Here is a 12,574-nt window from a genome sequence, read left to right on the forward strand (position 1 = left end):
ATAGTATATAATATTTGATAAGTTTGAAAAAGGAGAGGATGGGCGTGAATTTAAAAAGACTTTCTATCATTTTAGCAATTACGTTATTTGTCAATTTATTGGGGGATGTGAGCTTATATCAAAAACTGAAGAGGGAGAAAAGAAAACAGTAGTTGCAAAGGTTAATGGAGAAAAAATAACAAAGGGTGAGTTTGAAAAAATATTTCAATCTCAACTCGTTCAATATGAAATGATGTATGGACAGGATTTTGCGACAAAAAAGAAAACGAGGAACTTATTAAAAATATTAAAGAGGATTTATTAAATGAGCTTATAAATGAAAGAATTCTTCTTCAGAAGGCAAAGGAACTTAATGTTCAGCCTTCACAGGAGGAGATAGATAAAGAAGTTGCTAAGGCTTATGATGAAGCGGTTAAGCAGGCAGGTGGAGAAGATAAGTTTAATAAGACACTTGAAGCTTTTAAAATGACTGTTGATGATTTTAAAAATTACATGGCCAATAGAGTAGTTATAGACAAAGTTTATGATGAAATAATTAAGGATGTAACAGTCAGTGAAGATGAACTTTTAAAATATTATAACGAAAACATGTATGATTATACTGAAAAACCAAACAAGATGAATGTATCCCATATACTTGTTGAAACTGAGGACACTGCAAAGAAGGTTTTAGAAGAGCTAAACAAAGGGGCAAAATTCGAAGACCTTGCTAAAAAATACAGTATAGATCCCGGTTCAAAGGACAAAGGGGAAATCTTGGAGATATATATTATAATGATGATAATTACGATAAGACCTTTTAACTAATGCAATTGCACTTCCAGTTGGGAAAATAAGCCCGATAGTGAAGACACAATTCGGATATCATATTATAAAAGTAAACAAGAAAGAAGAATACAGATTAAAAACTTTTGATGAAGTAAAGGATCAAGTTAAAGAAGTTGTTTTGGAACAAAAGAAGGCGGACAAAATAGACGAAACATTTAACAAGTGGAAGGAAGAAGCTAAAATTACAAAATATATTGATAGATTATAATCGAAAACAATTAAAGCAAGGGTTTTTACCCTTGCTTGTTTTTAAAATTAATGTATAATTATAAAAAATAATGAATAAATATAATAAGAGGTGATAATATGAAATATATCTATGAAAATGATTCAAGGGACGTTTTAAGAAGCAATCAAAGGAATATGCCTAATTCTTGTTCCTATTGTATATATAAGGCAAAGCCCTCTACATCCCAGTTTAGTTGCAATATTTGTCATTTAAAATACCTCCCCAAAAGTAGTTTCAGGAAAATCCCTGAAACTTTTTTGCCCATATACATTTTTGGTATATTTTTGAAAATTTGAGAAAATTATAAATAATAGAAAATAATAAGAAGGAGGGAGAAAATGAAGGCTACCGGTATTGTAAGAAGAATAGATGATCTTGGCAGAGTGGTTATTCCAAAGGAAATAAGAAGAACTTTAAGAATTAGAGAAGGAGACCCTCTTGAGATATTCACTGATAGAGAAGGCGGAATAATACTTAAGAAATATTCCCCAATCGGTGAGTTAAGTGAGTTTGCAAAGGAATATGCTGAAGCTTTGCAAGGTCAGGTTAATAGACCGGTTTTAATTTGCGATAAGGATTCAATAATTTCAGTTGCAGGTGCTAATAAGAAGGAATATATCGACAAAAGAATAAGTGAGGACCTTGAAAGGATAATGAGCGAAAGAAAAACGGCAGTATATAATGCAAAGGAAGGTGGAAGGGCCTTTGCACTTACTAAGGATGAGGAAGATGACGTAGATTATACTGCACAAGTTATAGCTCCAATTATTGTTGAAGGGGAATCGATTGGAGCTGTTATTATAATGTCTAAAGAAGCAAATGTAGCAATGGGTGAGATTGAAAGAAAGCTAGCTGAAACAGCAGCTGCATTTTTAAGCAAACAAATGGCATCTTAACATAATAAGAATCCTCCTATTTTTACATAATTCGGCCATGTAAACTTTTGTTTATATGGCCGAATTAAAATGGGTTGGTTAGTGCTAATTTAACCATTACCTAAATATTATTTAATTGAAGATGAAAATAGGGGGATTTTTATGCCCAAAAAAGCATCATTAAAGGGACAATCATCTTATCCTTAACAGGAATTATTGCTAAATTTTTAGGTTTTTTCTTTAGAATACCATTGATTTATTTAATTGGTGAAGAGGGAATAGGAATTTATCAGATAACATATCCTTTGTATACTTTTTTACTTGCAATATCCTCTGGCGTTCCTATTGCCCTTTCAAAGATGATTTCGGAAAGATTGGCAGTGAATAAAAATAAAGAAGCTAATATTATATTTAGAAGCGCTTTACTTTTGATGTTTTTAATTGGTTCATTATCAAGTTTTATATTAATTTTTTTGCAAAAGACTTTATTCGAATATTTAATTGGAATAATAAAGTGTATTATTCAATTTTAGCAATTGCTCTTGCACCCCTTTTACTACAGTTTTATCAGCCTTTAGAGGATATTATCAAGGAATTCAAAATATGTTTCCGGCAGGTTTAAGTCAAATAATTGAACAAATTGTAAGGGTGTTGGTTGGAGTTGGACTTGCTTATATTCTTTTACCATATGGGATTGAATTTGCTGCCTCAGGTGCCTCCTTTGGTGCTACTATGGGAAGTTTTATTGGACTTATATTTTTGATTATTTATTTTAATAAAAGTAAAATAATTTATAACAAAAATGAATGTAGTAAGGATTTTTTCATATAACAGCTGAAATAATTAAAATTGGAATTCCCATTTCAATTGCCCAGACCATAGGCTCAATTATGGCTCTTATAGATTCTGCATTAGTTGTTGGACTTTTAAAAGCCTCAGGATTTGATGATGTGACTGCAACATCCCTTTATGGACAACTTACAGGAAAAGCATTTGTTTTAATTAATGTTCCGCTAACAATATCAGTTGCAATTGCCCAAAGTATAGTCCCGGCCATTTCTGAAAGTTATGCAATTAAAAGCAGGATCAAGTTAAATCATAATATAAACATGGCATATAAAATGGCGATGATTTTAGCCTTGCCTTCTTGTGCAGGGCTTTATACCCTTGCAAGACCTATTTTAAGTTTAATATTCCAAGGTTTAGATGGTGGGTGGCAAGTTTTACAGATTTTATCTATATCCGCTTTTTTATTATTTTATCCCAAACATCAACCAGCATCTTAAATGGACTTGGTAAAACTTATATCCCTTTATTTGTTATGCTCATAGGGTCTTTACTTAAGATTATATTTTCATATATGTTAATACCTACAAATTTAAATATACTTGGAGCTGCATATAGCACTCTTATAGCATATTTTGCTATTTCAGTTATTGATATTATTTTAGTAATAAAATATACTAATGTTATAGTAAACATTAGAGAAGTTGTTATTTATCCCCTTTTGAGCACTTTAGTTATGATATTTGCTGTTATCTTTTCTTATTTAGAGCTCAATAAATATATAGGAGTTAATTTGACAACTGTTATTACAATTTTTATAGGAGGAGTAATCTACTTTCTTATGCTTCACATAACAGATACATTTAATTTCAAAGATATAGTGAAACTTATTAAAGGTTAATTTATGATTAACTTTTTATGCGAGGTGTTTACATAAGATGATTAAAATCGTTGGATTAGGACCAGGTTCAATCGATGATTTAACTTTAAAAACCATTGAAACATTGAAAAATGCAGATAAGGTATTTTTAAGGACGCATAAACATCCAAATGTCAATTATTTAAAGGAGATAGGAATAAAATTTGAAACATTTGACAAATATTATGATGAGGGTAATGATTTTGATGAGGTTTATGAGAAAATAGCTAAAAAAATAATAGAGGAAAAGGAATGCGTTTATGGTGTTCCAGGACATCCGTTGGTTGCTGAAAAATCCGTTGAACTAATTTTAAAATATGCCAAAGATAAAAATATTGATGTAGAAATAGTTCCTGCATTAAGTTTTATAGATGCCCTTTTTAATTCTTTAAAAATAGATCCTTCAAATGGATTTAAACTAATAGACGGGTTAATGCTAGAAGAACATAAACCGGATCCTAAAACCTCAAATGTCATAACACAGGTTTACAGTAGGTTTATAGCAGGAGAAGTTAAAATAAAGCTTATGGAATACTATGATGATGAACAGGAAGTTTATGTGGTTAGAGCTGCTGGGGTAAAGGAGCTTGAGAGAATTGAAAAGGTAAAGCTTTATGAGATAGATAGACTTGATTTTATTGATTATTTGACAACCCTTTATATTCCACCAGCTAAGAATAAAAAAGAAAGGATTTTAATGATTTAGTTGATATTGTTGAGTTTTTAAGGTCGCCAAAGGGATGCCCATGGGATAGGGAACAAACCCATGAAAGTTTAAAAAGGTATTTATTGGAGGAATGTTATGAGATAATAGAGGCAATAGATGAAAAGGATTATGAAGGCTTATGTGAAGAACTTGGTGATATGCTTTTGCATGTGGTATTCCATTCACAGATTGCTAAGGAAAACGAATATTTTGAAATTTGGGATGTAGTAGATGGAATTGCAAATAAAATGATAATAAGACATCCACATGTATTTGGAGGAGCAAAGGCTAAAACTCCTGAAGATGTAATGGAAATTTGGGAAAAGAATAAAATGAAGGAAAAGGGAGTAAAAAATTATACCGAAAATATTAAGAAAATACCTAAAACTTTACCTGCCCTAATGAGGAGTTTAAAAATACAAGAAAAGGCAGCGGAGGTTGGATTTGATTGGGATGATGTTGAAGGTGCCATTGATAAGGTAAAAGAGGAATTGAATGAACTTTTAGAGGTATATAAATCGCAAAAAATGGAAAAATATTAGAAGAAATTGGAGATTTGTTATTTGCAGTGGTAAATGTTGCGAGATTTTTAGGAGTTGAACCAGAAACAGCCTTGACAAAAACTGCAAATAAGTTTATAAATAGATTTGAATATATAGAAAAAATTCACATAAGTTCAACAAAAGGATAGAAGAACTTACTTTAGAAGAAATGGATAAGCTTTGGGAAGAATCAAAGAAATTTGAGGAATAATATAAAAAAATATTAAAATTAGCAGGATTTTTGATTTTGTGAAGAATAATAAAAACATGATATAATTTAGCTAAATCCTGCTTTATATATTAAATTTTTCAAGGAGGGAAAATAATGAACAAGGCAGATTTAATTTCAATGATGGCAGAAAAGAGTGGTTTAACAAAAAGGACGCTGAAAAGGCTTTAAAGGCTTTCATCGACAGCGTTCAAGAGGCACTTGCAAAAAATGAAAAGGTTCAACTTGTTGGATTTGGAACATTTGAAGTAAGAGAAAGAGGAGAAAGAAAAGGTAGAAATCCAAAGACAATGGAAGAAATCGTAATTCCAGCTACAAAGGTTCCAGTATTTAAAGCAGGAAAAGAATTAAGAGAAAATGTTAACAAATAAAACAAATAAAAAAATCAGGTTTTAAAACCTGATTTTTTTTGGAAGGATGGACATTATGAGGCTTGATAAGTTTTTAAAGGTTTCAAGGATTATAAAAAGAAGAACCGTAGCAAAGGAAGTTTGTGATAGTGGAAAAGTTCTAGTGAATGGAAGGGTTGCAAAACCAGGAACCGATTTAAAAGTTGGAGATATAATAGAAATCCAATATGCTTCAGGAAGTGTAAAGGCAGAAGTTTTAAGTATTCAAGAACATGTAACAAAAGAAGCAGCAAAGGAAATGTATAGAATAATAAGTGGGAAGGAAATAGAATGACTTATCAACAACCTGTGGATAAGTATGTTAATAAGTTGTGATATAATTGTTGATTTTAATTTGCATAATTTCCACAGTTTTAGCTGTAACCTTTTTATAAAAGGATTTAATATGTGGATAAATTATGGAATAAAGCGTATGCCTCCTTCATATTAATTTATATGAAGGGGGTATTTTTATGGAAAATGGTAAGATAGTTAAGGATCATAAAATTTATATTGATAATAGAAAAAAGATTGATATAACTGGGGTTAATACTATATATACCTTTAATGAAGAACAGGTCAGTTTATCGACTATAATGGGAAACTTATTGATCAGGGGTAAGGACCTTAAGGTTAATAAGTTAAATGTTGATACAGGAGAGGTTTCAATAGTAGGAGAAATAAATTCCTTAACTTACATCTCTAAGGATGAGAATAGAAGTGAGAGCTTTATTAAGAAGCTTTTCAAATAATTAAGGTGATGTGAATGGTTTTAGATATAAACACTCAATTTGTATATTTTTTTCAAATGTCCTGTGTGGAATATTTGTTGGTTTATTATTTGATATTTATAGAGTAATAAGGGGATTTAAAACGCCAAATAAGATATTAACTGCAATTTCAGATATACTTTTTGGATCTTTGCATCCCTCTTAACTTTTACTTTTATGCTTATAACTAATAACGCCAACTTAAGATACTATACTTTTTAGGGCTTTTTTAGGTTTATATTTTTATTTCTTATTTATATCAAGGGTATTTATTGGTTCGTTGCGTTATATAGTTTACTTTATTATAAAAACAGTAAGGTTATTTTTTAGATTCATTATTACTCCCTTTGTTTTGTTAAGGAGGCTGATTTTTAATATCAGTTTTCTTATAAGAAGAACAGGAAGATTAATTTTAGGTAAAAAATTATAAAAAAGCAGGAAATTTAATTTATTTATAGAATATTATATATTGAACAAAAGAAGAGGGGATGCCTATGAAGAAAAAAGAAACATTAAAAAGATTATTTGGGGATTAGTATTTATTATGTTTGGTTCAATTTTCGTTAAACAGCAAATAATATTATATAGATTGAATAAGCAATATAAACATTATAATGAGCAGCTTCAAAAAGTAAAAGTTATAAACTCTCAACTTAAGGAACAACTTAAGGAGGCAAAAAGGCCTGAACATGTAGAGAAGCTAGCCAGGGAAAAACTTGGTTTGGTAAAACCGGGAGAGATCTTATTTATCGACAAAAACAAAAGAAGATAATTTGACTTGGATTATATAATTTTGTATAATTATATCATTAAAATATATTAAGGAGGAATTCTTTTAATATGACCTTAAAGGTAGGAACGATTTTAGAAGGAACAGTAGTAAACATTACAAATTTTGGAGCATTTGTTGATGTATCAGGTAAAACAGGTTTGGTTCACATCAGCGAGGTATCTGATACTTACGTTAAGGACATCAGGCAGCATCTTAAGGAAAAGGACAAAGTAAAGGTAAAAGTTATTGCAATCGATGATGATGGCAAAATAAGCCTTTCAATTAAGCAGGCTATGCCTAAATCATCAAAGCCAATTGAAGTTGATTGGCAGAGCGAAAGAAACAAAAATAATGGACTTTCTTTTGAGGAAAGGCTTGCTAAATTCTTAAAAGAAAGCGAGGAGAGAATCCAGGACATTAAGCATAGAGAAGGCAAAAGATATGGAACAGTATCAAGAAGATAGAAACTCAAGGTGTTTTACCAAACGTAAAACACCTTTTTATAATAAATAATAAGAACTTACTTCTACAATATATTACCATAAAAATTTTATAAAAAAATTAAAAAATACTATTGACGAAATAATAATAGCATTATATAATAAGTATTGTCGATGCGAGATAACAAAACTGAATGCCGGAGTGGCGGAACAGGCAGACGCACAGGACTTAAAATCCTGCGGTCCCTAAAGGACCGTACCGGTTCGACCCCGGTCTCCGGCACCAATGTCGCGGGGTGGAGCAGTTGGTAGCTCGTCGGGCTCATAACCCGAAGGTCGAAGGTTCAAGTCCTTCCCCGCAACCAACATGGCGGCGTAGCTCAGTTGGCCAGAGCAATCGGTTCATACCCGATGTGTCAGCGGTTCGAATCCGTTCGCCGCCACCATACTTAAGCAGCTTAGGCTGCTTTTTTATTTTTGTAAAAAGAATCAATAAATCATAAGCTGATTTGTTGAAAATATTTGTTATTAGAATAAAATTTCCGTCGTATTTTTATGGTCTATGAAAATATTCTTATTTTTTTACAAGATCAAAGTTGAATTTTTATATAAAAAGGAGGAAGAAAACATAATTGGCTTAAAATAAAATAATCTGTCAATATTTTTGTATGGAAATAAAAGGAATAATGACAAAATATTCAGCATATATTTGATATAATAACCTCACAAAAATATGTGAGGTGGTTTTATGATAGAAAGGGAAGTTCTACATAAAAAAGATGTAAAGGCGTTAAAAAGAGAAAAGTTAAAAGCACAACATTTATTACTGCTTATATTTATTTTCTTTACCTCAAGAGTTCTTTTTTAAGGGAGATAATGCCCTTTGGAATAGCACTTTTAATTGCTTCAACTATGATCTTAGATAAGGAATGGATAATGGTCTGTGGACTGTTTTCTGTTCTTGGTTATTTAACGGAAAGTAATGTTCTAGCTGCCAAGACACATATTTTTCTTACTGTTTGGGTTATGATTTTAAATCTATTTATAAAGAGTGAAAAGAAAAGATTATTTATTCTTTTAGCATCAACCTCCATATTAAATGTTTTGGCTTCTGTTTTTGCTCATAAGTATTTTTTAAAGAATTTAGTTCTATACGATGTTATGATATCTTCTTTTGAATCTTTAATTATTATTTCATCAGCCTATTTGTTTACATATGGTTTAGCATATTTTTTCAACAAGAAAAATGTAGAGCTTTTAAAAGAAGAGCTAATTAGCCTTGTATTAATATTTTTAATATCCTATGCAGGATTGTGGGATATTAGCTATAAATATGTTTCTTTAAAATCTGTTTTGGCGGTTTTAGTTATATTGACATCTGCCTATATAAAAGATGGACAAGTAGCAGCTTCAGTTGGCCTTTTGCTTGGATTGGTTTCAAGTTTTGCAGGAAATATTTCGGTTTATTTAGTCGCTGTATACGGATTGTGTGGTCTTGTTGCTGGTGCGTTAAAGGATTTAGGTAGGATAATTACATCTGTAGCCTTTATGATAACTTCAGTTGTAGTAATGATGTATGCTAATAAGGTTGATGTTTTATTTACTTTAGAAGTTAATATACTATTTGCGTCAATTATTTTTATTTTATTACCTTCTTCGATATTGGATAAGCTAAATTTAGCTTTAGATTTTGAAAATAAAAGAGAAGTTCCGCAAAAATTATATGTTGAAAGAATAAAGGATTATATAAATGGAAAGCTTAATATAATTTCTAAATCCTTAAATGGTTTAGCCAGTGTTTTAGCAGAAAGGTATGAAAATAACCTATCCAAGGTCAACGAAGTAAAGGGAACTGTTGAAAAGATAGCAAACAAAGTTTGCTCAAATTGTGAAGGAAGGCATTTTTGCTGGCAAAGGGAAACATATTATACTTATGATGTTTTTGTGAAATGCTAAGAATGGCAGAAAAGAATGGTAAATTAGATATAAAACAAGTTCCGAATTCCTTTAACTTAAAATGCGTAAAGCTCAATGAGATAATAAGACAGATAAATTTTGAAATGGAAATTATAAGACTAAATAACAGATGGAATAAAAAACTTTTAAATTCAAAGATAGTATTAGCAGAGCAGATAAAGGGAATTTCTGTTGTTGTTTCAGATCTTGTAAAGGATATAACTAAATCTGTGGAATTTAAAAATGAATTGGAAGATAAAATATCAATGGTGTTTGATATCAATGGAATAAAATATAACGATGTTATGGTTACAAAAACTCTAATAATAAATATGAAGTAACTATATATGGGGTTCCATGTCAGGGTAAAACATCCTGCAGCAGTGATGTTCCAAAGCTTGTTTCACAAGTGTTGGGGAAAAGGATGATTAGAGAAAATGCCATGTGTAAATTAGATGAAAACAATAAAATGTGCCATTATAAACTCATTGAGGCAGAAAATTATGGGGTTGCATCTGCTGTTGCAAGGTTTTCTAAGGAAGAAATTTCAGGAGACAGCTATTATTTTGGGAATGTAGCTCCAGGTAAATATATCATAGCCATAAGCGATGGAATGGGAAGCGGGTTTGAAGCTGCTATGGAGAGCAACACAACCATAACTTTAATTGAGAAGTTTATGGAGGCAGGATTTGATAGAAATACTACTATGAAGGCAATCAATTCGATTCTTTTATTAAAAAACAACAGCGAATCCTTTGCAACTGTGGATTTAGGTATTATCGATTTATATGAAGGTATAGGAGAATTTATAAAGGTTGGCGCGGTGTCAACATTTATTAAATCAGGCTTTGATGTTGAGATCATAGAAAATAAAAATTTACCTATAGGTATAATTGAGGATATTGAGATAGAGAGCGAAATCTATCAGTTTAAAAATGGAGATATGATTATTATGGTTTCTGATGGTGTTATCGATGCTGATAATGAATTAAAGGATAAATGGATAAGTAAGTTATTAAGGGAATATAGTGGGGGTAACCCAAGGGACCTTGCTGATTATATATTACAAAGGTCCAAGGAAAAATATGGGGACAATATAAAGGATGATTTAACGTAATTGTATCAAAAATATGGAAGATGTAAAGGAACCTTTTGGTTCCTTTATTATTGTCTATTTTTGAGTATTTGCTATTATAAAAAGAAAAAGGTGATGCTATGCTTGATAAGGTTTTAAATTATGTAAAACGATATTCTATGATAAAGGATGGAGACAAGATTGTTGTAGGCTTTTCTGGTGGCCCCGATTCTACTGCCCTATTACATATTCTTATTCAATTAAAGAGTATCTTCAATATCGAAATTTTTGCTGTTCATATAAATCATATGATAAGAGATGAAGAGGCCTTTAGGGATGAGAAATTTGCGAGGGATTTTTGTAAAAATTTGGTGTTCCCTTTTATTCATTTAGGATAGATGTTTTAAGTTTAGCAAAGGATAAAGGATTGTCTTCTGAGGAAGCAGGAAGATTAGTAAGATATGAATGCTTTGAAAAAGTTCTAAAAGAAGTTGGAGGAAATAAAATAGCCCTTGCCCATAATAAAAATGACCAGGCGGAGACGATGATAATGAAGTTTTTAAGGGGCTCAGGGCTTAGAGGAATTAGTGGAATAAAACCTATAAGAGGTAACATTATAAGACCTTTACTTATTTGTTCAAGGGAAGAAATAGAGGAATATTGCAACAAAAACAGTTTAAATCCTGTCATCGATAGCACCAATAGAGAAGCAATATATTTAAGAAATAAAATAAGGTTAGAATTGATTCCTTATATAAAAGAAAATATAAACGAAAATATAATAGATAATCTTTTTAAGTCATCGGAAATTTTAAGGGATGAAGATGAATATATTGAAATGGAGGCAATAAAGGCTTATGAATCAGTAAAGGCTGATGAAGGAATTTCCATAAGTAAATTTAAAAAACTTAACATAGCGATACAAAGAAGGATTATCAGAAATATGATAAAGGATGTTAAAGGTGATTTAAATGCCATTGAAAACATTCATGTTGATGATTGTTTAAAGCTCATTGAAAAAGGGAAACGGGTAAAAGAATAAGTCTGCCAAAAAATTAATTGCGGAAATTTCCTATGATAATTTTTATATAAAAAAGAAAAACAAATCGAAAAAAATGGCTTTGAATACAGTATTATTATTCCAGGGACGATTATAATAGATGAGCTAAATTTAAAAATTTCGACAGAGCTAATAAAAAATGAAGGAAGTTTGAAAGATAGTGCTTTTATAAAGTATTTTGATTATGATAAAATAAAAGGTGAATTAATAGTTAGAAATAGAAAAGAAGGGGATTTTATTTATCCTAAAGGATTAAATGGAAAAAAGAAAATAAAGGATTTGTTTATTGATAGCAAGATCCCAAAGGATAAAAGGGATGAAATTCCTCTTGTTGCATTAGGCAAAGAAATCCTATGGGTTTATAATATTAGGGATACTAAAAATTATAAAATCGATGAAAATACAAAAATGTATTAAAATTAAAAATTGAAAGGGGATAAATGATGGAAGGTGCTATTGAAAAAGTATTATTAACAGAAGAAGAAATTAAAAAAAGGGTTAAAGAACTTGCAAAGGAGATTGAGAAGGATTTCCCACATGGTGACTTGATTTTAATTGGAGTTTTAAAAGGATCAGTAATTTTTGTTTCAGATCTTATGAGGGCTCTTAATTTAAAGGTTACTATGGATTTTATGGCGGTTTCCAGTTACGGACTTTCATCTGAAACTTCTGGTATAGTTAGAATATTAAAGGACCTGGATTTTGATATTGAAGGTAGGGATGTTATTATCGTTGAGGATATAATAGATACTGGGACTACCTTAAAATACTTATATGAATATCTTAAGGCAAGGCATCCAAGAACATTAAAAATATGCTGCCTTTTAGATAAGCCCGATAGAAGAAGGGTAAATATAGAAGGGGATTATGTAGGCTTTAAAATACCAGATGCATTTGTAGTGGGGTATGGACTTGATTATGCCGAGATGTTTAGAAATTTACCATATATAGGTATATTAAAAGAAGATATTTACAAAAAGTAAACAATCGTGTATATT

General features: G+C 30.6%; 16 protein-coding genes, 3 tRNA genes and 5 pseudogenes. All 24 read left to right on the plus strand.

The genetic code is table 11. The features are described from left to right. The first annotated feature begins 115 nt into the window (after window positions 1–115). Window positions 116–304 (plus strand): SurA N-terminal domain-containing protein, encoded by a 189-nt coding sequence (locus PWK10_RS20230; protein WP_446715400.1) that lies wholly within the window; start codon window positions 116–118, stop codon window positions 302–304. Further along, window positions 277–807: a SurA N-terminal domain-containing protein gene (locus PWK10_RS17970; RefSeq protein ID WP_274768371.1), complete on the plus strand. Its 531-nt coding sequence runs from the start codon at window positions 277–279 to the stop codon at window positions 805–807. The genes PWK10_RS20230 and PWK10_RS17970 overlap by 28 nt, the downstream gene beginning before the upstream one ends. A gap of 4 nt (window positions 808–811) precedes the next feature. Then, window positions 812–1,036, plus strand: coding sequence for a peptidyl-prolyl cis-trans isomerase (locus PWK10_RS17975; RefSeq protein WP_274768372.1), 225 nt, complete (start codon window positions 812–814; stop codon window positions 1,034–1,036). Between the two features lie 359 nt (window positions 1,037–1,395). Further along, entirely contained in the window at window positions 1,396–1,953 is a 558-nt protein-coding gene (spoVT, locus tag PWK10_RS17980; RefSeq protein ID WP_274766967.1) for a stage V sporulation protein T, read from the plus strand. Between the two features lie 170 nt (window positions 1,954–2,123). Then, on the plus strand, window positions 2,124–2,465 hold the full coding sequence (locus PWK10_RS17985; RefSeq protein WP_274768373.1) for an MATE family efflux transporter: 342 nt from the start codon (window positions 2,124–2,126) through the stop codon (window positions 2,463–2,465). Between the two features lie 28 nt (window positions 2,466–2,493). After that, a pseudogene (locus PWK10_RS17990) lies at window positions 2,494–2,763 on the plus strand (oligosaccharide flippase family protein); the annotation flags it as partial. A 59-nt stretch (window positions 2,764–2,822) separates the two neighbouring features. After that, complete coding sequence (locus tag PWK10_RS17995; RefSeq protein ID WP_274766969.1) at window positions 2,823–3,218, plus strand: lipid II flippase MurJ; 396 nt, start codon at window positions 2,823–2,825, stop codon at window positions 3,216–3,218. Beyond that, on the plus strand, window positions 3,146–3,619 hold the full coding sequence (locus PWK10_RS18000; protein ID WP_274766970.1) for a polysaccharide biosynthesis C-terminal domain-containing protein: 474 nt from the start codon (window positions 3,146–3,148) through the stop codon (window positions 3,617–3,619). The genes PWK10_RS17995 and PWK10_RS18000 overlap by 73 nt, the downstream gene beginning before the upstream one ends. Before the next feature lie 37 nt (window positions 3,620–3,656). After that, a pseudogene (gene mazG, locus PWK10_RS18005) lies at window positions 3,657–5,096 on the plus strand (nucleoside triphosphate pyrophosphohydrolase). Between the two features lie 114 nt (window positions 5,097–5,210). Continuing rightward, a pseudogene (locus PWK10_RS18010) lies at window positions 5,211–5,485 on the plus strand (HU family DNA-binding protein). Between the two features lie 55 nt (window positions 5,486–5,540). Next, on the plus strand, window positions 5,541–5,798 hold the full coding sequence (locus PWK10_RS18015) for an RNA-binding S4 domain-containing protein (RefSeq protein ID WP_274766972.1): 258 nt from the start codon (window positions 5,541–5,543) through the stop codon (window positions 5,796–5,798). Window positions 5,799–5,976: 178 nt separating this feature from the next. Then, the gene (yabP, locus tag PWK10_RS18020) at window positions 5,977–6,255 is read left to right on the plus strand and encodes a sporulation protein YabP (RefSeq protein ID WP_008909584.1); all 279 of its coding nucleotides are present in this window, start codon (window positions 5,977–5,979) and stop codon (window positions 6,253–6,255) included. Between the two features lie 10 nt (window positions 6,256–6,265). Beyond that, window positions 6,266–6,439, plus strand: a complete 174-nt coding sequence (gene yabQ, locus PWK10_RS20235) for a spore cortex biosynthesis protein YabQ (protein ID WP_446715271.1) — start codon at window positions 6,266–6,268, stop codon at window positions 6,437–6,439. Between the two features lie 303 nt (window positions 6,440–6,742). After that, on the plus strand, window positions 6,743–7,045 hold the full coding sequence (locus PWK10_RS18025) for an FtsB family cell division protein (RefSeq protein WP_274766973.1): 303 nt from the start codon (window positions 6,743–6,745) through the stop codon (window positions 7,043–7,045). Between the two features lie 68 nt (window positions 7,046–7,113). Then, the gene (locus tag PWK10_RS18030; RefSeq protein WP_008909581.1) at window positions 7,114–7,509 is read left to right on the plus strand and encodes a S1 domain-containing RNA-binding protein; all 396 of its coding nucleotides are present in this window, start codon (window positions 7,114–7,116) and stop codon (window positions 7,507–7,509) included. 172 nt (window positions 7,510–7,681) lie between these two features. Continuing rightward, a tRNA-Leu gene (locus tag PWK10_RS18035) sits at window positions 7,682–7,771 on the plus strand. A gap of 4 nt (window positions 7,772–7,775) precedes the next feature. Further along, window positions 7,776–7,850: transfer RNA gene (locus tag PWK10_RS18040), tRNA-Met, on the plus strand. Window positions 7,851–7,854: 4 nt separating this feature from the next. Continuing rightward, window positions 7,855–7,931: transfer RNA gene (locus tag PWK10_RS18045), tRNA-Met, on the plus strand. A gap of 373 nt (window positions 7,932–8,304) precedes the next feature. Beyond that, a pseudogene (locus tag PWK10_RS18050) lies at window positions 8,305–9,441 on the plus strand (hypothetical protein); the annotation flags it as partial. Continuing rightward, a complete protein-coding gene (locus PWK10_RS18055; protein WP_274766974.1) occupies window positions 9,435–9,782 on the plus strand; it encodes a hypothetical protein in 348 nt (115 codons plus the stop codon). The pseudogene PWK10_RS18050 and the gene PWK10_RS18055, both read left to right, overlap by 7 nt. A gap of 83 nt (window positions 9,783–9,865) precedes the next feature. Next, window positions 9,866–10,558 carry a SpoIIE family protein phosphatase gene (locus PWK10_RS18060; RefSeq protein WP_274766975.1) on the plus strand — a complete coding sequence of 231 codons (693 nt, stop codon included), beginning with the start codon at window positions 9,866–9,868 and terminating at the stop codon, window positions 10,556–10,558. 137 nt (window positions 10,559–10,695) lie between these two features. After that, window positions 10,696–11,558, plus strand: a pseudogene (gene tilS / locus PWK10_RS18065) (tRNA lysidine(34) synthetase TilS). A gap of 168 nt (window positions 11,559–11,726) precedes the next feature. Then, window positions 11,727–11,993 (plus strand): tRNA lysidine(34) synthetase TilS, encoded by a 267-nt coding sequence (gene tilS / locus PWK10_RS18070; protein ID WP_274766976.1) that lies wholly within the window; start codon window positions 11,727–11,729, stop codon window positions 11,991–11,993. 26 nt (window positions 11,994–12,019) lie between these two features. Then, entirely contained in the window at window positions 12,020–12,559 is a 540-nt protein-coding gene (gene hpt / locus PWK10_RS18075) for a hypoxanthine phosphoribosyltransferase (protein WP_274768375.1), read from the plus strand. Window positions 12,560–12,574: the final 15 nt, after the last annotated feature.

Origin of the sequence: Caloramator sp. Dgby_cultured_2 (assembly GCF_028872215.1) — a bacterium.
Taxonomy (GTDB): domain Bacteria; phylum Bacillota; class Clostridia; order Clostridiales; family Caloramatoraceae; genus Caloramator; species Caloramator australicus.

Excerpts from the sequence above, each read along its gene's own strand:
- spoVT (WP_274766967.1), top strand. The coding sequence starts at position 1,396 with ATGAAGGCTACCGGTATTGTAAGAAGAATAGATGATCTTGGCAGAGTG.
- PWK10_RS18060 (WP_274766975.1), top strand. The coding sequence starts at position 9,866 with ATGATTAGAGAAAATGCCATGTGTAAATTAGATGAAAACAATAAAATG.
- PWK10_RS18055 (WP_274766974.1), top strand. The coding sequence starts at position 9,435 with ATGCTAAGAATGGCAGAAAAGAATGGTAAATTAGATATAAAACAAGTT.
- PWK10_RS17995 (WP_274766969.1), top strand. The coding sequence starts at position 2,823 with ATGGCTCTTATAGATTCTGCATTAGTTGTTGGACTTTTAAAAGCCTCA.
- hpt (WP_274768375.1), top strand. The coding sequence starts at position 12,020 with ATGGAAGGTGCTATTGAAAAAGTATTATTAACAGAAGAAGAAATTAAA.
- yabP (WP_008909584.1), top strand. The coding sequence starts at position 5,977 with ATGGAAAATGGTAAGATAGTTAAGGATCATAAAATTTATATTGATAAT.
- PWK10_RS18015 (WP_274766972.1), top strand. The coding sequence starts at position 5,541 with ATGAGGCTTGATAAGTTTTTAAAGGTTTCAAGGATTATAAAAAGAAGA.
- PWK10_RS18030 (WP_008909581.1), top strand. The coding sequence starts at position 7,114 with ATGACCTTAAAGGTAGGAACGATTTTAGAAGGAACAGTAGTAAACATT.